Origin of the sequence: Methylobacter sp. BBA5.1 (assembly GCF_000746145.1) — a bacterium.
GTDB lineage: Bacteria > Pseudomonadota > Gammaproteobacteria > Methylococcales > Methylomonadaceae > Methylobacter > Methylobacter marinus.
Genome location: NZ_JQKS01000003.1, coordinates 40,076 through 60,818 on the forward strand (window position 1 = coordinate 40,076; position 20,743 = coordinate 60,818).

The 20,743-nt window shown below is 55.3% G+C and carries 19 protein-coding genes; 14 read left to right on the forward strand and 5 right to left on the reverse strand.

Annotation, left to right across the window (positions count from 1 at the left end; genetic code table 11):
* Window positions 1-19 precede the first annotated feature (19 nt).
* From EK22_RS02340 to yacG, 9 genes are all read left to right on the forward strand, one after another.
* On the forward strand, window positions 20-1,510 hold the full coding sequence (locus tag EK22_RS02340; protein WP_036247718.1) for a leucyl aminopeptidase: 1,491 nt from the start codon (window positions 20-22) through the stop codon (window positions 1,508-1,510).
* A 6-nt stretch (window positions 1,511-1,516) separates the two neighbouring features.
* On the forward strand, window positions 1,517-1,972 hold the full coding sequence (locus tag EK22_RS02345) for a DNA polymerase III subunit chi (RefSeq protein WP_036247720.1): 456 nt from the start codon (window positions 1,517-1,519) through the stop codon (window positions 1,970-1,972).
* Between the two features lie 51 nt (window positions 1,973-2,023).
* Window positions 2,024-4,831, forward strand: a complete 2,808-nt coding sequence (locus EK22_RS02350) for a valine--tRNA ligase (protein WP_036247723.1) — start codon at window positions 2,024-2,026, stop codon at window positions 4,829-4,831.
* 104 nt (window positions 4,832-4,935) lie between these two features.
* The gene (gene pilB, locus EK22_RS02355; RefSeq protein WP_020158110.1) at window positions 4,936-6,651 is read left to right on the forward strand and encodes a type IV-A pilus assembly ATPase PilB; all 1,716 of its coding nucleotides are present in this window, start codon (window positions 4,936-4,938) and stop codon (window positions 6,649-6,651) included.
* A 2-nt stretch (window positions 6,652-6,653) separates the two neighbouring features.
* Window positions 6,654-7,874 carry a type II secretion system F family protein gene (locus EK22_RS02360; RefSeq protein ID WP_020158111.1) on the forward strand — a complete coding sequence of 407 codons (1,221 nt, stop codon included), beginning with the start codon at window positions 6,654-6,656 and terminating at the stop codon, window positions 7,872-7,874.
* 49 nt (window positions 7,875-7,923) lie between these two features.
* Complete coding sequence (locus EK22_RS02365; RefSeq protein ID WP_304413692.1) at window positions 7,924-8,829, forward strand: prepilin peptidase; 906 nt, start codon at window positions 7,924-7,926, stop codon at window positions 8,827-8,829.
* A gap of 4 nt (window positions 8,830-8,833) precedes the next feature.
* Complete coding sequence (coaE, locus tag EK22_RS02370) at window positions 8,834-9,430, forward strand: dephospho-CoA kinase (protein ID WP_020158113.1); 597 nt, start codon at window positions 8,834-8,836, stop codon at window positions 9,428-9,430.
* 13 nt (window positions 9,431-9,443) lie between these two features.
* Window positions 9,444-10,214: a cell division protein ZapD gene (zapD, locus tag EK22_RS02375; protein ID WP_020158114.1), complete on the forward strand. Its 771-nt coding sequence runs from the start codon at window positions 9,444-9,446 to the stop codon at window positions 10,212-10,214.
* Window positions 10,214-10,420 (forward strand): DNA gyrase inhibitor YacG, encoded by a 207-nt coding sequence (gene yacG / locus EK22_RS02380; RefSeq protein ID WP_036247729.1) that lies wholly within the window; start codon window positions 10,214-10,216, stop codon window positions 10,418-10,420. Before zapD ends, yacG begins: the two co-directional genes overlap by 1 nt.
* Here the strand turns inward: yacG and EK22_RS02385 are convergent, their stop codons facing one another.
* From EK22_RS02385 to EK22_RS02405, 5 genes are read right to left on the reverse strand one after another with little or no spacing between them, the layout of a single operon-like run.
* On the reverse strand, window positions 10,421-11,350 hold the full coding sequence (locus EK22_RS02385; RefSeq protein WP_036247731.1) for a Nudix family hydrolase: 930 nt from the start codon (window positions 11,348-11,350) through the stop codon (window positions 10,421-10,423).
* A gap of 48 nt (window positions 11,351-11,398) precedes the next feature.
* On the reverse strand, window positions 11,399-12,619 hold the full coding sequence (gene argJ / locus EK22_RS02390; RefSeq protein ID WP_036247733.1) for a bifunctional glutamate N-acetyltransferase/amino-acid acetyltransferase ArgJ: 1,221 nt from the start codon (window positions 12,617-12,619) through the stop codon (window positions 11,399-11,401).
* A 13-nt stretch (window positions 12,620-12,632) separates the two neighbouring features.
* Entirely contained in the window at window positions 12,633-13,778 is a 1,146-nt protein-coding gene (locus tag EK22_RS02395) for a cation diffusion facilitator family transporter (protein ID WP_020158118.1), read from the reverse strand.
* Window positions 13,778-14,005 (reverse strand): sulfurtransferase TusA family protein, encoded by a 228-nt coding sequence (locus tag EK22_RS02400; RefSeq protein WP_020158119.1) that lies wholly within the window; start codon window positions 14,003-14,005, stop codon window positions 13,778-13,780. The genes EK22_RS02395 and EK22_RS02400 overlap by 1 nt, the downstream gene beginning before the upstream one ends.
* Window positions 14,002-15,048 (reverse strand): tRNA (5-methylaminomethyl-2-thiouridylate)-methyltransferase, encoded by a 1,047-nt coding sequence (locus EK22_RS02405; protein WP_036247735.1) that lies wholly within the window; start codon window positions 15,046-15,048, stop codon window positions 14,002-14,004. The genes EK22_RS02400 and EK22_RS02405 overlap by 4 nt, the downstream gene beginning before the upstream one ends.
* A gap of 124 nt (window positions 15,049-15,172) precedes the next feature.
* Here EK22_RS02405 and EK22_RS02410 point away from each other — a divergent pair, with 124 nt between their 5' ends.
* From EK22_RS02410 to EK22_RS02430, 5 genes are all read left to right on the forward strand, one after another.
* Window positions 15,173-16,345 carry a PilT/PilU family type 4a pilus ATPase gene (locus EK22_RS02410; RefSeq protein WP_036247739.1) on the forward strand — a complete coding sequence of 391 codons (1,173 nt, stop codon included), beginning with the start codon at window positions 15,173-15,175 and terminating at the stop codon, window positions 16,343-16,345.
* 131 nt (window positions 16,346-16,476) lie between these two features.
* On the forward strand, window positions 16,477-17,391 hold the full coding sequence (glyQ, locus tag EK22_RS02415; RefSeq protein ID WP_036247742.1) for a glycine--tRNA ligase subunit alpha: 915 nt from the start codon (window positions 16,477-16,479) through the stop codon (window positions 17,389-17,391).
* A 2-nt stretch (window positions 17,392-17,393) separates the two neighbouring features.
* Window positions 17,394-19,463: a glycine--tRNA ligase subunit beta gene (gene glyS / locus EK22_RS02420; RefSeq protein WP_036247745.1), complete on the forward strand. Its 2,070-nt coding sequence runs from the start codon at window positions 17,394-17,396 to the stop codon at window positions 19,461-19,463.
* A gap of 9 nt (window positions 19,464-19,472) precedes the next feature.
* Window positions 19,473-20,012, forward strand: coding sequence for a D-glycero-beta-D-manno-heptose 1,7-bisphosphate 7-phosphatase (gene gmhB / locus EK22_RS02425; protein WP_036247748.1), 540 nt, complete (start codon window positions 19,473-19,475; stop codon window positions 20,010-20,012).
* Window positions 19,978-20,730, forward strand: coding sequence for a lysophospholipid acyltransferase family protein (locus EK22_RS02430; protein WP_036247751.1), 753 nt, complete (start codon window positions 19,978-19,980; stop codon window positions 20,728-20,730). The genes gmhB and EK22_RS02430 overlap by 35 nt, the downstream gene beginning before the upstream one ends.
* The last annotated feature ends 13 nt before the right edge of the window (window positions 20,731-20,743 follow it).

Genomic DNA, 20,743 nt, shown 5'->3' on the forward strand with positions numbered 1-20,743 from the left:
CAACTACACGATAAAAATTATGGACTATTCTATAGAAATCACGCCTTTAGAAAAACTGCAATCTGACTGCATCATTGTCGGCGTTTACGAGGACCAGCAACTGACCCCGGCGGCCATGACCCTTGACAACAGCACTCAGGGAATCATCAGCAACATCGTCAGCCGCGGCGATATCAGCGGAAAAAATGGTGAAACGCTCTTGATCAACGTCATCCCCGACAGCTCTATCGAACGCATTTTGCTGGTCGGCCTGGGCAAAAAAGAGTCTTTATCGGGCAAGAATTACCGCAAGGCGCTGGCGGCGGCCATCAACAGCCTGAAAAAGCCGCAAATAAAATCCGTCGCCTGTTGCCTGGCCGAATGTGATGTGACAGCCGGTGATTGGCAATGGAAAACCCGTCAAATCATCGAAGTCTTCAGCGATGCCGCCTATCAATTCACAGAACTGAAATCCGACAAGGAAACGGAAAGCAAGATTGAACGGGTAGCCATCTGCGCGCCGCAAAGCGAGAGCGCCCTGGCGCAAGCGGGACTGGAACAAGGGCGCGCGATTGCCGACGGGGTGAATCTGGCCAAACACCTGGCCGACCTGCCGGGCAATATCTGCACCCCGACCTTTCTTGCCGGCCAGGCGGCCGAATTGGGCAAAAAATTCGACAAACTGACGGTCAGCGTGCTGGAAGAATCCGACATGGAGAAGCTGGGCATGGGGGCTTTGCTGTCGGTCTCGCGCGGCAGCCGCCAGCCTGCCAAGCTGATTGCGCTGGAATATCATGGCGGCGACAAAAACGGCAAGCCCATCGTTCTGATCGGCAAAGGGCTCACCTTTGATGCCGGCGGCATTTCCCTGAAACCGGGGGCGGGCATGGATGAAATGAAATACGACATGTGCGGCGGCGCGGCCGTTCTCGGCACGTTCCTGGCCGCCGCGCAAATGGATCTGCCGCTTAACATCGTCGGTCTGATCCCCTCATCGGAAAACCTGCCCGACGGCAATGCCAACAAGCCGGGCGACATTCTGACCAGCATGTCCGGCAAGACCATCGAAGTCCTGAACACGGACGCCGAAGGCCGCCTGATTCTTTGCGATACGCTGACCTATGCGGAACGCTATAATCCCGATGTCGTGATCGACCTGGCGACCTTGACCGGCGCCTGCCTGGTGGCTTTGGGCCGCGTGCCCAGCGGCCTGCTCGGCAACGACGACAGATTGTGCAATGAACTGCTCGCGGCCAGCGAGACGGCCACCGACAGTCTCTGGCGCCTGCCGCTGTGGGAAGAATACCAGGAGCTGCTCAAATCCAACTTCGCCGACATGGCCAATATCGGCGGCAAGGATGCCGGCACTATTACGGCGGCCTGCTTTCTGTCGCGTTTCGCCGAAAACTTCCGCTGGGCGCATCTGGATATCGCCGGCACCGCCTGGCGCACCGGCCAGACCAAAGGCGCGACCGGCCGCCCTGTTCCGCTTTTGTGCCAATACTTGATCAACCGCACGCCCAAGGCTTAAAAGCGCATGCCGGAAGTCAGCTTCTATATATTGCCGTCTCTTTCGTTACAGGAACGCTATCTGTTCGCCTGCAAACTGATAGAGAAAGCCTATCGCAGCGGCCATTTCTGTTATGTGCTGACCGACTCGGACGAACAAAGCGAAATCATGGACAACCTGCTCTGGACTTTCAGGGCAGGTAGTTTCATACCCCATCAGGTCTATGCAGGCGAACGGCCAGATCTTGACAACGTGATCCTGATCGGTTCTCGACAGGCGCCTGAAAGCTGGCAGAGAACCGTGATTAATCTGTCCTCGCAATGCCCGCGGGAGCTTGACCGGATCGAACGCCTGCTGGAAATTCTCGACAACAGCGAAACAACCAAGGCCGCCGGCAGGCAGCGCTATCGCCAATACCAACAGCGGGGACTGGCCATTAGCACACATAAAATTGAGCATGAAAACTCAAGGCATAAGGTATAACGTTACCTTACGCCTTAAACAAATTACCCTTACGAGAAATAACAATCATCCATGGAAAAAACATACGCACCCCATTCAATCGAACAACGCTGGTATCAAACCTGGGAAGAAAAAGGCTATTTTGCAGCCAGAGAGGACGGTGAATCTTATTGCATCATGATCCCGCCGCCCAATGTGACCGGCAGTTTGCATATGGGGCACGCGTTTCAGGACACGATCATGGATGCGCTGACGCGTTACCATCGCATGAAAGGCTGCAGCACCTTGTGGCAGCCCGGCACCGACCATGCCGGCATCGCCACGCAGATGGTCGTCGAGCGCCTGATCGATGCCGAAGGCAAGACCCGCCACGACTACGGCCGCGAAAAATTCATCGAAAAAATCTGGGAATGGAAGGAGCAATCAGGCGGCACGATCACACGCCAGCTGCGCCGCATGGGCTCGTCGCTGGACTGGAACCGGGAACGCTTCACCATGGACGAGGGCATGTCCGAAGCTGTCCAGGAAGTCTTTATCCGCCTGTATGAAGAAGGCCTGATCTACCGCGGCAAGCGCCTGGTGAACTGGGACCCGGTGCTGCATACGGCGGTCTCGGACCTGGAGGTGCTGTCGGAAGAGGAAAACGGCTCGATGTGGCACATGCGCTATCCGCTGTCCAATGGCCAGGGCCATCTGATTGTGGCCACGACGCGCCCGGAAACCCTGCTCGGCGATGCCGCCGTCGCGATTCATCCGAATGACGAGCGCTACAAGCACCTGATCGGCGAATTTGTCGAACTGCCGCTGACCGGCCGGCGCATCCCCATCATTGCCGATGAATATGTCGATCCCGAGTTCGGCACCGGCTGCGTCAAGATCACGCCGGCGCATGATTTCAACGACTACGAGGTGTGGACAAGGCACCGTAATGCATCAGCCATCAGCGAACTGCCGCACGGCGGCCTGATCAATATCTTCACGGTCGACGCCACCGTGCGCGCCAATCTGGACACGGAAGGGGACCTGCTCCCGGCGAAATACGTCGGTCTGGACCGCTTCGAGGCGCGCAAGCAGATGGTCGCCGACCTGGACGCCCAGGGCCTGCTGGAAAAAATCGTCGACCACAAACTGATGGTGCCGCGCGGCGATCGCACCGGCAGCGTCATCGAGCCGCTGCTGACCGATCAGTGGTACGTCAGGGTCGAGCCGCTGGCCAAGCCGGCCATCGAGGCCGTTGAAACCGGCGCGATCAAATTCGTGCCCGACAACTGGAAAAACACCTATTTCGACTGGATGCGCAACATTCAGGACTGGTGCATTTCCCGGCAGATCTGGTGGGGGCACCGGATTCCGGCCTGGTACGACGATCAGGGCAACACCTATGTCGGCCGCTCGGAACAGGAAGTCCGCGCCACGCACAATCTGCCGGCCGACTACGTGCTGAGACAGGATGAAGACGTGCTCGACACCTGGTTCTCGTCCGCCCTGTGGCCGTTCTCGACGCTGGGCTGGCCCGACAACACGCCCGAACTGGCCCGGCATTATCCGACCAGCGTGCTGGTCACCGGCTTCGACATCATCTTCTTCTGGGTCGCGCGCATGATTATGATGGGGCTGAAATTCCAGGACGATGTGCCGTTCCGGGAAGTCTACATTCACGGCCTGGTACGCGATGCCGAAGGCCAGAAAATGTCCAAATCCAAGGGCAACGTGCTCGATCCCATCGACATCATCGACGGCATCGATCTGGAAACCCTGGTCGCCAAACGCGTCTCGGGCATGATGCAGCCGCATCTGGCCAAAAAGATCGAGCAGGCCACGCGCAAACAGTTCCCGGACGGCATTCCGTCTTTCGGCACCGACGCCTTGCGCTTCACGTTCGCCTCGCTGGCTTCGACCGGCCGCGACATCCGCTTCGACCTGGCACGTACCGAAGGCTACCGCAATTTCTGCAACAAGCTCTGGAACGCCGCACGCTACGTGCTGATGAATACCGAAGGCCAGGATAACGGCCTGTCAGGCGCTTGCGAATACACGCAGGTCGACCGCTGGATCACCGCCCGACTGCATCAGGTCATCGCGACAACATCCAACGCCATCGACAACTACCGTTTCGATCTGGCGGCCCAGGCCATTTATGAGTTCACCTGGAACGAATACTGCGACTGGTATCTGGAGCTGGCCAAGATTTCGCTGCAGTCTGACAATGAGGCGCTACAACTCGGCACGCGCCGTACGCTGTTGACGGTACTGGAAAACGTGCTGCGCCTTGCGCATCCATTGATGCCGTTCATTACCGAGGAAATCTGGCAGCGCGTTGCGCCATTGGCCGGAATCGAGGCCGAAACCATCATGCTGCAGCCGTACCCGAAATCCGATGAAGCTCAGATCGATACGACTGCCATTGCTGAAATCAACTGGGTCATGAACTTCATCCTGGGCGTGCGCCGTATCCGCGGCGAGATGAACATCGCACCGGGCAAACCGCTGCCGGTCCTGCTGCAGAACGGTTCCGATGCGGACAGAACCAGTTTAGCCAACAATCAAATCTATTTGCTGAAACTGGGCCGTCTCGAATCGATCAATTGGCTCGATGCCGACGAAACGGCGCCCGAATCGGCTATCGCGCTGGTCGGCGAGATGAAGATCCTGATTCCGATGGCCGGCCTGATCGACAAGGCAGCCGAACTGGCGCGACTGGACAAGGAAATTCAGAAAATCATCAAGGAACTGCCCAGAATCGAAGGCAAATTAAGCAATCCGGCCTTCATCGACAAAGCGCCGGCCGATGTCATTGACAAAGAAAAAGCCAAACTGGCCGATTTACGCTCCTCGCTGAACAATCTCGAAGAACAGCACCGCAAAATCCAGGCTTTATAAAAGCGCCAGGCACGGGCGAAAGCGCTTCCGCCCGTGCCTATTATTGGACAAACCTCTTATTTCATCTATATTTGCCTATACAGTTGCATTAACCCAATCATCGCATGGCTACCGTATTAACCGATCTACAATTCAATGGTCTCGCAAAGTGCTTAATTCAAGGCGGCCTGCTATCCGAAAACGAAGCCCAAAGCCATCTCCAGGAAGCGCAAAAAAAGAAAATCCCGCTCATAACCTACCTGGTGTCCAACAATCTTATTGACAGCAAAGCCGTCGCCACAAAAGCGTCTCTTGAGTTCGGCATCCCTTTCTTTGATCTTGACGCCATAGACTGCCGCAGCCTGCCGGTCAAAGTGATCAGCGAAAAACTGATACGCCAGCATCATGTCCTGCCGCTTTTTACGCGCGGCAAAACGCTATTTATCGCCGTCTCCGATCCGACTAACTTCCAGGCGCTGGATGACATCAAGTTCCAAAGCCGGCTTAATCCCGAAACCATACTGGTTGAGGAAAACAAGCTCGTCAAGGCGATCGAAACGTCTTTGGATGCCGCGGCGGACTTATCCATGAAAGATCTTCTCGACGAGGATCTGGACAACCTGAACATCGCCGCTGGCGATGAGGACATGGCTAAGGATGACGGCAATTCCGACGTTGACGATGCCCCCATTGTCCGCTTCGTTAATAAAATCCTGCTGGATTCGATAAAAAAAGGCGCCTCGGACATTCACCTGGAACCTTATGAAAAAAACTTCCGCATACGTTTCCGGTCTGACGGCATCCTGCATGAAGTCGCCAGTCCGCCGGCCAGTATCGCGACCCGCATCATTTCCCGCATCAAAGTCATGGCCAAAATGGATATTGCCGAACGCCGGGTCCCGCAGGATGGCCGCATTAAAATGACTTTATCGAAACACCGGGCGATTGATTTTCGTGTCAATACCTGCCCTACACTGTTCGGTGAAAAAGTCGTTCTGCGTATTCTGGACCCGACCAGCGCTCAAATCGGCATCGAAAAGCTGGGTTTTGAACCGGAACAGGAAAAACTGTTTCTTGAGGCCATCCACAGGCCCTACGGCATGGTCCTCGTTACCGGTCCGACCGGCAGCGGTAAAACGGTCACGCTGTACACCGGCCTGAATATTCTTAACAGCATTGAACGCAATATCTCCACGGCCGAGGACCCTGTTGAAATCACGGTGGAAGGCATCAATCAGGTCAATATGAATGTCAAGGCCGGCCTGACCTTCGCTTCAGCCCTGCGCGCCTTTCTGCGCCAGGATCCCGATATCATCATGGTCGGCGAGATTCGCGACCTGGAAACCGCGGAAATCGCCGTTAAAGCCGCACAGACAGGGCATTTGGTGTTATCGACCCTGCATACCAACGATGCGCCGCAAACACTGAACCGCCTCATGCAAATGGGTATTCCGCCCTTCAATATCGTTTCCGCCGTTAACCTGATCATGGCGCAACGCCTGGCGCGGCGCGTATGCGAACATTGCAAGAAACCGGCCAATTATCCGGCCAAGGTCCTGATTTCCGCCGGCTTTAAAGAAGAAGAACTGGACGGACTCCAGATTTTCAATTCCGTAGGCTGCGACCATTGCACCAACGGCTATAAAGGCCGCGTCGGCATTTATCAGGTGATGACATTGAGTGAAAAAATGCGCGCGCTGATTCTTGAAGGCGGCAATGCCATGCAACTGGCTGAGCAGGCCAAATCCGAAGGTATTAATGATTTGCGCGCATCGGGATTGAACAAAGTTCGTATGGGTATTACTACTCTGGAAGAAATTGACCGCGTAACGAAGGAATAACTATGGCAGAACAAATTGAACAACTGGATTTCATCTGGGAAGGCGTCGATAAAGCCCGAAAAAAGACTAAAGGCCAGATCACGGCGAAAAGCGAGATAATAGCCAGAACCGACCTGAGGCGCATGGGTATACGCGTAACCAAACTCAAGAAAAAACCCAAGCCCTTATTCACCGCCAGAGTCCAGTCAATCACACCGGGCGATATAGCGGTCTTCGCCCGGCAACTGGCGACGATGCTGGAAGCGGGCGTGCCTTTGGTGCAGTCTTTCGACATTATCGGCAAGGGGCACGACAACCCCAGCATGCAGAAGATGCTGCTGGAAATCAAAGCCGACATCGAGGGCGGCTCTACATTGGCCGAAGCGCTCAATAAAAGGCCGCTGCATTTTGATGAGCTGTTCTGCAACCTGGTTGAGGCCGGCGAGCAGGCGGGGGTGCTGGAATCCCTGCTGGACAAGATCGCGACCTACAAGGAAAAAACCGAATCCCTGAAAAAGAAGATCAAGAAGGCGCTGACGTATCCCATTGCGGTGCTGGTCGTGGCGTTTATTGTCACGGCTATTCTGCTGCTTTTCGTCGTGCCTGTGTTTGAAGAACTTTTTCAGAGCTTTGGCGCCGATTTGCCGGCTTTCACAAAATTTGTCATCGGCATATCGGAATGGATGCAGGAATGGTGGTGGCTGTTATTCGGCAGCATCGGCGGGGCAATCTACACGTTTATTTTTTTCAAAAAACGCTCGCGCCCCTTCAATCATTTCATGGATAAGATGTTATTGAAAATACCCATAGTTGGCATGATTTTAAATAAATCGGCCATCGCCCGCTTTGCCAGAACCCTGTCCACAATGTCGGCGGCCGGCGTGCCGCTGGTGGAAGCCCTGGAATCGGTAGCCGGCGCCTGCGGCAATATCATCTATGCCGACGCCGTGTTAAAAATGCGCGAGGAAGTGGCCATGGGGCAACGGCTGCAATTTGCCATGCAGCAGGCCGAGCTTTTCCCTCACATGGTCATACAGATGGTCGCCATCGGTGAGGAATCAGGCTCCCTCGACGCCATGTTGTCCAAAGTCGCCGATTTTTATGAAGAGGAGGTCGACAATCTGGTCGATAATTTAAGCAGCCTGATGGAACCGATCATTATGGCGGTTTTAGGCGTTCTGGTCGGCGGCCTGATCGTGGCCATGTACCTGCCTATTTTCAAACTCGGCGCCGCTGTGGGCTAACATTTATAGCCGCAAAAAAACGATAACCGTTCAACCTACGCTCCAGCACATGGAGCGTATCTTTTTCCTGAAACACATGATGCAACAGCTGAGTACCCTTTTAAATTCACCTTATATCCTATCCGCGCTGGCGGGTATTATCGGCTTAATGGTCGGCAGTTTTCTCAATGTCGTCATTTACCGGTTGCCGATCATGATGCAGCGCAACTGGAAAAAGGAATGCATGGATTACCTGGAACTACAGCAGGATGAAGAATCTGAAACGGAGCCCTTTAATCTGTCCCTGCCCTTATCGCGCTGCCCAAACTGCAATACGCCTATCAAGCCCTACCAAAATATCCCGGTTATCAGCTATGTATTTCTTAAAGGCAAATGCGCGCAATGCCAGACTCCCATTTCCTGGCGCTATCCGCTTATTGAAACTTTCACGGCCATTGCCTCGGCGATTGTGGCCTGGCATTTCGGTTATACGCCACAGACCGTTTTTGCCCTGGCGCTGACCTGGTCGTTGATTGCACTGAGCTTTATCGACATCGACCACCAGTTATTGCCGGATTCCATCACCTTACCGACATTGTGGGTGGGATTATTTTTGAGCCTGTTTGCACTATTTGCCGACACGCACGCCAGTATCATAGGAGCTATTGCCGGTTATCTGGCGCTGTGGACTGTTTACCATCTGTTCAAACTGGCGACGGGTAAAGAAGGCATGGGTTATGGCGATTTTAAATTACTGGCTTTATTCGGCGCCTGGCTGGGCTGGCAGAGCCTGCCCGTTATTATTTTATTGTCATCGCTGGTGGGGTCGGTCATAGGCATTGCCATGGTCGTTTTTGTCAAACGCGACCATAGGATCCCGATCCCGTTCGGCCCTTACCTGGCAATGGCGGGATGGATCGCCTTGCTATGGGGCAATGACATCAACCGGCTCTATCTTGCAACAGTAGGTTTATAGAGACATGCTTAAAATCGGTCTGACCGGCGGTATCGGTTGCGGCAAAACAACCGTCGCGCACCTGTTCGCCGAACACGGCAGTCCCATTATCGATGCCGATCAGATAGCGCACGAACTGGTCGGCAAGGGCCAGCCCGCGCTCGAGCAGATACGACACCAATTCGGCGCCGATATACTTCATCCGGATGGTTCACTGAACAGAGCCCGGCTCAGGGAAATCGTATTTTCCGATCCGGCCCAAAAACAAAAGCTCGAAGCCATTCTTCACCCGCTGGTTTACCAATCCATACAAGCGGAACTTGAAAAACTGAATGCGCCCTACTGCATCATCGCCATACCCTTATTGTTCGAAACCAATATGGCCCATTTTGTCGACCGGGTACTGGTGGTCGATTGCCCGGTCGAAATACAGATAGCACGCGTTCAAAAACGCGACCATCTTACCCTCGAAAGAATCCAATCCATCCTGGACAGCCAAGTATCACGCGCCTATAGAAAATCGCATGCGGATGATCTTATCGACAATTCCGTATCTGATTACGGACTTGCAGAACAGGTCAAAAAACTGCACAATTTATACCTCTTATTAAGCGCCAGCTAGGATACACCTATTCGTGAATACCAATATTACCTATGAATTTCCACTCAATGAACGAATCCGGGTTTTCATACGGCTTGAACAGCTGTTCCAACAATTCAGTCATTTTCTGGTCGGACCGACAGTCGATGACAAACGTGCCGCACTTAACGTCCTGCTTGACATCATGATGATTTTCAGGCGCAACGACCTGAAATCGGAAATTCTGAAGGAACTGGACCGTCATGCCAAAGTATTGAACAAAGTCGCCAACAGCGATGGCGTAGATAAGGAGAAACTGACGCAACTGCTGCAACAAGTCACCCAGACCAGCAAGCGGCTTTATGCCGTCAGCGGCAAAATCGGCATTAACGTCATGGAAAGCGACTTGTTCCAAAGCATCGCTCAACGCAGCTCGATCCCCGGGGGCACCTGTTGTTTCGATCTGCCTGAATTCCATTACTGGCTGGAACAGGATGAACCCATACGTTTGAAAGACCTGGAGCAATGGAGCCGGCCGTTCATGGACATTTACACGGCCATCGACCTGATACTCGGCTTTATACGCAACAGCAACGCACCGACCCGGGAAGTTGCTGAAGCCGGCTTTTTTCAGTTATCGCTGGACAGAAGCCAGCCTTTCCAGTTGCTGAAAGTGAGCGTGGATAAATCCATCCCTTGTTTTGCGGAAATCAGCGGCGGCAAACACCGTTGCACCATTCGGTTCATGGCACCGTCTTCCGATAACAAGCGCCCGACTCAAACACCTGATGACATTCCTTTCTCCTTAACCTGCTGTCTGTTTTGATGCCAACATCCGACAAACCGCTTATCGTCAAATGTCCCACATGCAAACGCCCCGTGCCCTGGACGCCGGAGCAGAAATTCAAGCCCTTCTGCTGCGAACGCTGCAAACTGATCGATCTGGGAGAATGGGCCATGGAAGAAAAAAAGATTCCTGGAGAACCCTTGTCCGAGGACGACGGCGATAACCATGATACATTCCGGCACTGATTAATCCAGAAAGCCTCTGATTGCGGCAATCCCCTGCCCGCCAGCCTGCCGCGCCGTCATAAGACACGATAATGACATGCCGCCCAGGGCGTAAACAGGCAAATTCACTTCGGAGACCATCTCGCTGAATTGCCGCCAGCCGAGCGCCGGCGCCCCCGGATGCGTTTGAGTGGGCAACACGGGCGCCAAAACGACAAAATCAATGCCGATGGCCTGCGCATGCCGCAGTTCCTGAAGACTATGACAGGAAGCCGCCAGCCATTTGATGTGGGCAGGCCGTTTTTCCAGCGCCATTAAATGCCTGCCGGTTAAATGGACGCCGTCGACAGGGAGTTCATAGGCTCCCTCCACAGCCGAATTCATCAGCAACAGAGCGCCATGCCGCTTGCACAAAGGATAAGCCCGATCGGTAAACGCCTGGACGGCAAAAAAGGGTAAGGACTTCAGTCGCGCCTGTACCAGTTTGACGCCCCGGTTCAATATTTTTTGCAGATTAGCCAGCAACTTCGACTCATCGGCATCATCCAGAATCGCATAATACGCCGGCAACCGGGCCGCCATGATAATGGGACCATTGGCTGCCGGAAACGCATAGTTATCCAGTTCATCGGGAGCCACCCATTTAAACGGCTGGCCTTCACAGCCTCTGGCGCGGCCCGAGAACTGCTCCACCAGAAAGACATGCAGCTGGACTGCCAAATCAGGGTATTGATGTTCCAGGGAAATAAGCGGACAGGCGACCTCGACGGCAATATCGAGCTCCTCCTTGAGCTCGCGGCGTAACGCCTGTTCGACCGTTTCCATGGGCTCAATTTTGCCGCCCGGAAATTCCCACAGACCGCCTTGATGCAAGGACCGGTCCCGCAGCGAAATCAGAATCCGTCCTGCCGTGTCTTTTACCACGCCAACGGCAACCTGAAGAGGCTTCATATCAACCTATCGCTACTCGTCGAGTATAAAGACGCATGATCCCGCTCGTTAAGTTCTATATTCAGCATTGATCTTGACATAATCGTAGGAAAAATCGCAGGTCAGAATTTCCTGACTGGCTTCGCCGCGCCCCAGCGCCACCGTCACGGTGATTTCCTGCTGGTCCATGACCCGTTGGCCGGCTTCCTCGGTATAGTCGTCAGCCCGCCCGCCGTTTCTGACGATACAGACCTGGTCCAGATAAATCTCCACCTTGTCCAGATCCATGTTTTCCACACCGGCCCGGCCCACGGCAGCCAGAATCCGCCCCCAGTTGGGATCGCTGGCGAAAAAAGCGGTCTTGACCAGCGGCGAATGCGCGATGGTCTTGCCGACGCGCACGGCTTCCTCATCAGTTGCCGCCTGTTTGACCACGATACGCATCAGCTTGGTGGCCCCTTCGCCGTCCCTGACGATGGCTTCGGCCAGTTGCTTGCAGACTTCCATGACGGCCTCGGCAAAAATCCGGTAATGATCGCTATCTTCCTCGATTTCCGGCGCCGCTGAACAACCACTGGCAATCAGGACGCAGGCATCGTTGGTCGAAGTGTCGCCGTCGACGGTGATACGGTTAAACGACAGTTCGACAGCCTGAGCCAGACACTGCTGCAAAAGCGGCTGCTTTATGTTCGCATCCGTGGCCATAAAACCCAGCATCGTCGCCATGTTCGGCTGAATCATGCCGGCGCCTTTGGAAATGCCGTTGATCGTGACCGGCTGACCGGCAATCGTGCAGACCTTGGATACGCCTTTGGGAAATGTGTCGGTGGTCATGATTGCGCGTGCGGCCTTGTCCCAGTGCTTAGGCGAAAGATTGTGCACGGCGACCGGCAAGGCGGCTTTGATTTTATCGACTGGCAGGGACTGGCCGATGACCCCTGTTGAGAAAGGCAGCACCTGACCGGCAGCACCGCCCGCCGCCTCGGCCAGATCGGCGCAGGTCGCCAGGGCGTCGCGCATGCCCTGATCGCCGGTGCCGGCATTGGCATTGCCGGAATTGACCAGCAGCCAGCGCGGCGCATTATTCAGATGCGCTTTCGCCACATGCACGGGTGCGGCGCAGAAGGCATTTTGCGTGAATACCGCCGCGCAGCTTGTGTTTTCCGGCATCTGTATCACTAAAATATCATCGCGTTCGGTCTGTTTGATGCCCGCGCAGGCGGTGCCCAGCGCGATCCCTGCCACCTCACTCATATCCGGAAAATGGTGCCCCTGAGGGAGTACTGCCATGATTTAGTCCTTCTTAGGTTTTGAAAAAAACGAAAACTTGATCAATTTTTTTAATGTCCGCGCTCATCAGCGCGCACTGTTTTTTGATTTGCTCCAGACGCTGCGCCTGCTCGCAGATAGCAAAAGGCAAGATGACTTCAACTTCAATCTGTCCATCGAGATAATGGATCCTGAAATCCTCGATAGACGGCTTGATGTCGGCCAGATAGTGTTCCAACAGCCGTTGTACATCGCTGCGCAACAGCGGCCTGGACTGATCCTGCACCCCCTCGTCATCCTCGGGATCGACATGCACCAGCACATCCATGACATCATCGAAGCGCCTGACCAGATCATCCCTGACCGCATCACCGATCATGTGGCCTTCCGACACGGTTATGCGCGGATCGACGACGATATGGGCATCGATATAGGCGTCCTCGCCCATTTGCCGCGTGCGCAGCAGATGAATGCCCTCGACGCCGTCGACGCGGTGGATTGCCGCGCGGATTTCGGCGACCATTTCCGGCGGCAAGGAGGTATCGACCAGTTCCTTAATGCTCTCGAACACCAGATTCAAGCCGATCTTGGCCACCATCAGCGCGACCAGCACGGCGGCAATCGCATCGGCGAAAGGGTAGCCCAGCAGCACGGCTGCTATGCCCCCGAGCACGACCACCGAAGACAGGGCGTCGCTACGCTGGTGCCAGGCATTGGCCAGCAATAGCTTCGAACGGGTCTTTTTGGCGATGCGCCTGGTGTAGTGATACAGCCATTCATTAATCAGAATGGAAATGGCCGCGACCCCCAAGGTAGTGGCATCCGGCACCAACAAGGTTTCCGGCGCCGCGATGCGCTCCAGCACATGCCAGACGATGGCGCCGGCGACGGCGATCAGGCCGATGCCCAGAATGACCGTCGCTATGGTCTCAAAACGGCGATGGCCGTAAGGATGCTCATGATCCGCCTCGCGGCTGCCCAGCTTGATGGCGATAATCACCAGCAGATCGCTCAGCAGATCCGACAGGGAATGAATGCCGTCGGCGATTAATGCGGCCGATTGGCCCAGGATGCCGAAACCGATTTTAATACCGGTCTGGATAATATTGACCAGCGCCCCGACATAGGTCGCCCGGGCTTTCAGCTTATCCGCGGTTGCCGCATCACAGACTTCAGCCATTAGCCGCCCACTTCCAGCACAATGACGTATTCGCCGTCATCGGCCTGGGTTTCCAGCACCTTGTGACCATTGATGCGGCACCAGGCCGGAATGTCCTGCATGACGCCCGGATCGGTGCCGATCACCTCAAGCTGATCGCCGGCCTTGAGCTGCTTGACCTTGTCCTGCGTGCGGATGACCGGCAAGGGGCACAGCAGGCGCCGGGCATTTAACGTCTCTCTCGTCATATGAACCATGCCTCCGGAATCTGATCGGCGGGCAACGGCTTGACCTGAACCGTTCTTGTCGAGCCGTCCTTGTCCGTGATGCTGACATCGACGCGATCGGCCTCACGGCCCTGGCCGTAGCGCGCGGTAATGGCGGCCGCCAATTGCAAATCCTCGTCGGACGGCGAGCCGTCGATCAGCACCAATGGCCCGCTATGGCTCGTGCTGCTCATGGTCATGAATTCTTTTTTATAGCCCTGCAGAAAACGGCCCTCGCCCTCTTCCCTGGCGACGATCATTTTGAAATTCGGCCTGGGCCGGATATGGCGGCCGACTTTCAGCAGCATTACATCGTCCAAGTCATAGGCTTTATTGTTGTCGCGGGCCTGCCATAAATCGACCAGTTTGGCCGAATAGCTGGCGTCGGTCAGAAAACAGCAGCCGCCGGCCGGCTGCGCGTACTCGCTGAAACCGTAGTGTTCGGCCAGCGCCATCTGCGGCTTGCGCGAGCGGCCGCTGAAACCATGCAGTTTTTCACGATCGACCCAGCCTTCGCGCTCCGGCAAGGTAGGCGGCAGATTCTTCGCGCACAGAGGCCGCAGCAGCAAGTCGTCGGCGCCGGACTCGCGCGCGACGATCGGCATGGTTTCCTTGCGCTGCGACATCGGCCGCTGGCCGATCACTTCGCCGGTAATGATGAAATCGAAGCCGTTCTCGGCGATCCACTGCTTGGCCTTGTTGACCATGAAAATCTTGCAGTCCAGGCACGGGTTCATGTTGGCGCCATAGCCGTGCTTCGGATTGATCAGCACATCCTTGTATTCCTCGATCACATCGATGATATGCAGCTTGATGCCCAGCTGTTCCGCAACCCATAATGAATTATTGCGCTTGGGTTTGGCCTTGTCCTTTGCCCGGATGGCATGCGTGTGGCCTTCCACGCAAAAACCGGTAAAGAAGTTGATGCCTTCAACCTGCACCCCCTGCTCCAGAATTGTCTTCGCCGCCAGCATTGAATCCAGTCCTCCGGAAATCAACGCTACCGCTTTTCTTTGTTGACTCATAACGCTCAAAAAATATTAAAAAATGGGCCTATTATACCCGTTTATTCGGCAATGCCACTTCAACTTCTGTAAGTCATCACCTAAACTTTAAGGTTTAATCATTATTCTCGGCATCGATTGCAATATGGAATTCAAAGACTACCTTAAAATTTTGGTCCACAAAGACGGCTCCGACCTTTACCTGACCGTGGATGCGCCGCCGGCCGCCAAATTCGAAGGCTCGCTGAAGCCTTTGGAAAACATCAAGCTGACCCGTGAACGCATCAAGGAAATCGCTTACAGCCTGATGGATGAAGAACAGCAAAAGGCGTTCGAACAGGTGCCCGAAATGAACCTGGCGCTTTCCGAACCCGGCATCGGCCGCTTTCGCGTCAATATTTTCAAGCAGCGCAACAGTCTGGCGCTGGTCATCCGCAACATCAAGGTCGATATTCCCAATGCCGATAAACTGGGGCTGCCTCCGGTACTGAAAAAATCCATCATGGAAAAGCGCGGCCTGATCCTGTTCGTCGGCGGCACAGGCTCCGGCAAATCGACTTCGCTGGCGGCTCTGATCGATTACCGCAACAGCAACGCATCCGGTCATATCATTACCATCGAAGACCCTATCGAGTATATCCACCCGCATAAAAAATCGCTGGTCAACCAGCGCGAAGTCGGCGTCGATACGCTAAGCTATGAAGACGCGCTGAAAAACACGCTGAGGCAGGCCCCCGACGTCATTCTGATCGGCGAAATCCGCAGCCAGGAAACCATGGAACACGCGCTGGCTTTTGCCGAAACAGGCCATCTGTGCCTGTCCACGCTGCATGCCAATAACGCCAACCAGGCCCTGGACCGGATCATCAACTTCTTCCCCGAGGAGCGCCGCAACCAGCTGCTGCTGGACTTGTCGCTGAACCTGAAGGCATTCGTCTCGCAACGCCTGGTGCCTACCGTCGACGGCAAACGCACGGCCGCCATTGAAATCCTGCTGGGTACGCAACTGGTCCGCGACCTGATCCAGAAGGGCGATATCCACTCCATCAAGGAAGCCATGGAAAAATCGGAAAACGTCGGCATGCAGACCTTCGACAGCCATCTGTTGAGGCTATTCAAGGAGGGCACGATCTCGCTTGAAGAAGCGCTGAGCAACTCCGACTCGCCCAACAACCTCAAGCTGAAAATCAACCTGAGCGAAGGGCTCGGTTCGGTTTCGCCCGCCAAATCGCCGGACGCGGCTAGCAGTCTGGCGGGCTTTGCGCTGGAGGCTATCGAGAAGGAAGCAGAAGACGAGGAACAGGAATCGGCGGAATAATTTCCCCTGATACGGATTGAGACGGGCACGCCTGCACTTGATGTGATCACGGCTCAGCAATAAGGACCTACTCCACCGGCATTTTTAAGCTATAATTGACGCCTTTTTATTGCCCAACAGGTTTTGCTGCCGTGTCGAGTATAAATAACGATGTATCCACATTTCAGGGACTTATCCTGGCCTTACAGAAATACTGGTCGAGTCAGGGCTGTATTTTATTGCAGCCCTTGGATCAGGAAGTCGGGGCTGGGACCTTTCATCCAGCCACATTCCTGCGAGCCATAGGCCCTGAACCTTGGAACACAGCCTATGTCCAGCCCTCGCGCCGCCCCACGGACGGCCGTTTCGGCGAAAACCCGAACCGTTTGCAGCATTACTACCAGTTTCAGGTGGCGTTGAAGCCGTCGCCGGATAACATTCAGGACCTGTACCTGAATTCGCTGCGGCATCTGGGCCTGGATCTGCTCGAGCACGACATCCGTTTCGTCGAGGACAACTGGGAATCGCCCACCCTGGGCGCCTGGGGACTGGGCTGGGAAGTCTGGCTGAATGGCATGGAGGTCACGCAGTTCACCTACTTCCAGCAGGTCGGCGGCCTCGAATGCAAGCCGGTCACGGGCGAAATCACTTACGGCCTGGAGCGTATCGCCATGTATCTGCAGGGCGTGGAAAGCGTCTACGACCTGATCTGGACCAAGGGCCCGTTCGGCACGGTCAGCTACGGCGACGTGTTCCATCAGAATGAAGTGGAAATGTCGGCCTACAACTTCGAGCAGGCCAACGTCGATTTCATGTTCCAATGCTTCGACACCTACGAGCAGGAATGCCGCAAACTGATCGATCTGGACCTGCCGCTGCCGGCTTATGAAATGGTGCTGAAAGCCTCGCATGCGTTCAACCTGCTGGATGCGCGCCACGCCATTTCGGTCACGGAACGCCAACGCTACATCTTAAGAGTCAGAAACATGTCCAAATCCGTAGCCGAAGCCTATTACCAACGCCGGGAATCGCTGGGCTTCCCGATGCTGACAGGACAAGGAGCATAACCATGGCGACAAGCAAACATTTACTGTTCGAACTGGGCTCGGAAGAACTGCCGCCGACCACCCTGCTGAAAATGGCGACCGCCCTGCTCAACAACATCACGCAGGGGCTGAAAGACGCCGAACTGAATTTCAGCGGCAGCCGCTTCTATGCGACGCCGCGGCGCCTGGCCGTACTAATTGAAAACCTGGCCACGGCGCAGCCTGACAAGACGGTCGAGAAACGCGGCCCTGCCGTACAGGCGGCCTTTGCGCCGGACGGCACGCCCAGCAAGGCGGCCCAGGGTTTTGCCGCCAGCTGCGGCACGACTTTCGACAAGCTGGAACGGTTGAAAACCGACAAGGGCGAATGGCTGGCCTTCACCCAGCACATCCATGGCCAGATCACCGAAAACCTGATCCCGGACATCATCCGGCACAGCATTGCCGGGCTCCCGATCGCCAAACGCATGCGCTGGGGCAGCAGCACGACCGAGTTTGTCAGGCCCGTGCATTGGGCCGTCCTGTTATATGGCGATGCCGTCATCGATACCGAGATCTTGGGGCTGAAAACCGATGCCGCCACGCACGGCCACCGCTTCCATGCGCCGCAACCGTTGACTATCGACAAGCCTGAGAACTATGCCCAAATCCTGCTCGAGCAAGGCAAGGTCATTGTCGACTTCGAGCAGCGCAAAACCATGATCAGAAAGACTGCCGAACAGGCGGCCGCCGCCGTTCACGGCACTGCGCACATCGAAGAAGACCTGCTCGAAGAGATCGCCGCTTTAAACGAGTGGCCGGTTCCGATCACCGGCAATTTCGATCCACGGTTTCTGGCACTGCCGGCTGAAGTGCTGATCACGACCATGCAGACCAACCAGAAATATTTCCCGGTCAAAAACGCCGATGGCGGGTTACTGCCGCATTTCATCACCTTCAGTAACATCGAAAGCAGCAATCCGCTATCGATACAGCACGGCAACGAGCGTGTCGTGACGCCGCGTTTGTCCGACGCCGAGTTTTTCTGGAAACAGGATAGAAAGAAAACCCTGGAAGAGCGTTTATTAAACCTGTCCAGCATCGTCTTCCAGGAAAAACTGGGCACGTTGGCCGACAAAACCGAACGCGTCGTCACGATCGCCGAGTATATTGCCGACAACCTCAATGAGAATACCGAACTGGCCAAACGCGCGGCATTGCTGGCCAAGACCGACCTGATGACCGAAATGGTCGGCGAATTCGGCAACCTGCAAGGTATCATGGGCCGCTATTATGCACTGGCCGACCATGAACCGGCCGAGGTCGCCTGGGCGCTTGAGGAACAATACTTTCCGAAACAATCCGGCAGCCCGACGCCGGCCAGCAAGACCGGCCAGATTCTGGCCATCGCGGAAAAAATCGACACGCTGACCGGCATATTCAGCGCGGGGTTGATTCCGACCGGCGACAAAGACCCTTACGCTCTGCGCAGAGCGGCACTGGGCACGCTGCGCATCATTATCGAAAACCGGCTGAATCTGGATATCAAGGAATTGATCGCATTCTCGCTGACGCAGTTCACGCACGAATTCGAGCACGATGAGGTTTATAAACTGATCGTCGATTTCGTCTTCGACCGCCTGAAAGGCTACTGCCTCGATCAGGGCTATAGTGCCGATGAATTTGACGCCGTTATATCGGTGACGCCCGCGGAACCGCTGGACTTTATCCAGCGCCTGCAGGCCGTTAAAGCATTCCGGCAACTGCCGGAAGCCGAAAGCCTGGCCGCGGCCAACAAACGTATCCGCAATATCCTGAAAAAATCGGATACCGAAGCGGCCGGCAGCGTCGGCGAATTGAGGGATCCGCAAGAAAAACAGCTGTTAGCCGCTGCCTTGCAATCGGCCCGGGATATCCAGCCTTTACTGGCGGATCGCGACTATCAGGCCGCGCTGAACCGTCTGGCCCAGCTCAGAAATGATGTGGATGCCTTTTTCGATCACGTCATGGTCATGACCGATGACCTGGACCTGCGCGCCAACCGCTTGGCCCTGCTGACGCTGGTGTCCGAACAATTTTTGACCTGTGCCGACATATCCAGATTGCAATCGTAAACATCAGGCATGGATCGATACGTTCTGCTGGACCGTGACGGTGTCATTAATCATGATTCGGACGACTATATAAAGTCGCCGGAAGAATGGCGTCCGATCGAGGGCAGCCTTGAAGCCATTGCCCTGCTCAACCGGCACGGTTACAAGGTCGTCGTCATCACGAACCAATCAGGACTTCAGCGCGGCTTGTTCGATCAGGCCACGCTGGACCGTATCCACGCCAAAATGCATAGACTGGCCGCGGATAAAGGCGGCAAAATCGACAGCCTTTATTTCTGCCCGCACGGCCCTGCTGACGGTTGCGCCTGCCGCAAACCCAAGCCGGGCCTGCTGGAATTATTTGCCGCCGACAAACAAGTCAACCTGCAAGGCTTACCTTTTATCGGCGATGCGCTACGCGACATCCAAACCGCTCAGGCTGTCGGCGCCAGTCCGATACTGGTCAAGACCGGTAAGGGTAAAAAAACCCTGACGGATAATCCCGATCTCAATATTCCTGTTTTTGAAAATCTCTATGACGCAGCAAAGTACCTCGTATCCAGGCAGTAAAATCCGGCTTTATCTCGGTTCGACCCTGTTGTTTATCTGTATTTTCACGACCGCTACCCTCGTGGCCCTGCTGATTTTTTTATGCATACTGGGACCTTTTTCCTTACGCTATAAAGTCGCCACCGCCTGGTGCTCGCTTGTAGTCTGGATGACGAAGTTCTTCTGCGGCCTCGGCTATGAGGTTGAGGGACTGGAGCATATCAAGGAGTTGGATGCAGCCATTGTATTGAGCAAGCATCAGTCGGCCTGGGAAACGCTGGCGTTACGGCATATCCTGCCACCCCAAACCACCCTGCTAAAGCGTTCGTTGCTTTGGATGCCGCTGTGGGGCTGGGCCCTGGCGACACTGAGACCGATAGCCATAGATCGCGAAAACCAGCGTGCCGCCTTGCGAAGGCTATTGGACGAAGGCACGGCTTGCCTGCATGACGGCTTGTGGGTGGTGACTTTTCCGGAAGGCACGCGCACGGCGCCCGGCGAAGAAAAGAAATTCGGCGCCGGCGGTGCCATGCTGGCGCAAAAATCCGGCTATCCTGTCATACCGATTGCGCTTAATGCCGGGGAATTTTGGCCTCGCTACAGTTTTTTAAAATATCCGGGAACGATCAAGGTAAGGATTGGCCCGGTCATTGAGAGCCAGGGGCGCAAAGCCGCTGACATCAACGCCGAAGCCGAAGACTGGATCAGGCAGGCCATGAAGGACATCAGCTCTCGTTAGGAAACGGACTTGC

What these genes read in the sequence shown, in the direction of transcription:
- EK22_RS02340 (WP_036247718.1), top strand. Translation starts at nt 20, where the DNA reads ATGGACTATTCTATAGAAATCACGCCTTTAGAAAAACTGCAATCTGAC.
- EK22_RS02345 (WP_036247720.1), top strand. Translation starts at nt 1,517, where the DNA reads ATGCCGGAAGTCAGCTTCTATATATTGCCGTCTCTTTCGTTACAGGAA.
- EK22_RS02350 (WP_036247723.1), top strand. Translation starts at nt 2,024, where the DNA reads ATGGAAAAAACATACGCACCCCATTCAATCGAACAACGCTGGTATCAA.
- pilB (WP_020158110.1), top strand. Translation starts at nt 4,936, where the DNA reads ATGGCTACCGTATTAACCGATCTACAATTCAATGGTCTCGCAAAGTGC.
- EK22_RS02360 (WP_020158111.1), top strand. Translation starts at nt 6,654, where the DNA reads ATGGCAGAACAAATTGAACAACTGGATTTCATCTGGGAAGGCGTCGAT.
- EK22_RS02365 (WP_304413692.1), top strand. Translation starts at nt 7,924, where the DNA reads ATGGAGCGTATCTTTTTCCTGAAACACATGATGCAACAGCTGAGTACC.
- coaE (WP_020158113.1), top strand. Translation starts at nt 8,834, where the DNA reads ATGCTTAAAATCGGTCTGACCGGCGGTATCGGTTGCGGCAAAACAACC.
- yacG (WP_036247729.1), top strand. Translation starts at nt 10,214, where the DNA reads ATGCCAACATCCGACAAACCGCTTATCGTCAAATGTCCCACATGCAAA.
- EK22_RS02385 (WP_036247731.1), bottom strand. Translation starts at nt 11,350, where the DNA reads ATGAAGCCTCTTCAGGTTGCCGTTGGCGTGGTAAAAGACACGGCAGGA.
- argJ (WP_036247733.1), bottom strand. Translation starts at nt 12,619, where the DNA reads ATGGCAGTACTCCCTCAGGGGCACCATTTTCCGGATATGAGTGAGGTG.
- EK22_RS02395 (WP_020158118.1), bottom strand. Translation starts at nt 13,778, where the DNA reads ATGGCTGAAGTCTGTGATGCGGCAACCGCGGATAAGCTGAAAGCCCGG.
- EK22_RS02400 (WP_020158119.1), bottom strand. Translation starts at nt 14,005, where the DNA reads ATGACGAGAGAGACGTTAAATGCCCGGCGCCTGCTGTGCCCCTTGCCG.
- EK22_RS02405 (WP_036247735.1), bottom strand. Translation starts at nt 15,048, where the DNA reads ATGAGTCAACAAAGAAAAGCGGTAGCGTTGATTTCCGGAGGACTGGAT.
- EK22_RS02410 (WP_036247739.1), top strand. Translation starts at nt 15,173, where the DNA reads ATGGAATTCAAAGACTACCTTAAAATTTTGGTCCACAAAGACGGCTCC.
- glyS (WP_036247745.1), top strand. Translation starts at nt 17,394, where the DNA reads ATGGCGACAAGCAAACATTTACTGTTCGAACTGGGCTCGGAAGAACTG.
- gmhB (WP_036247748.1), top strand. Translation starts at nt 19,473, where the DNA reads ATGGATCGATACGTTCTGCTGGACCGTGACGGTGTCATTAATCATGAT.
- EK22_RS02430 (WP_036247751.1), top strand. Translation starts at nt 19,978, where the DNA reads ATGACGCAGCAAAGTACCTCGTATCCAGGCAGTAAAATCCGGCTTTAT.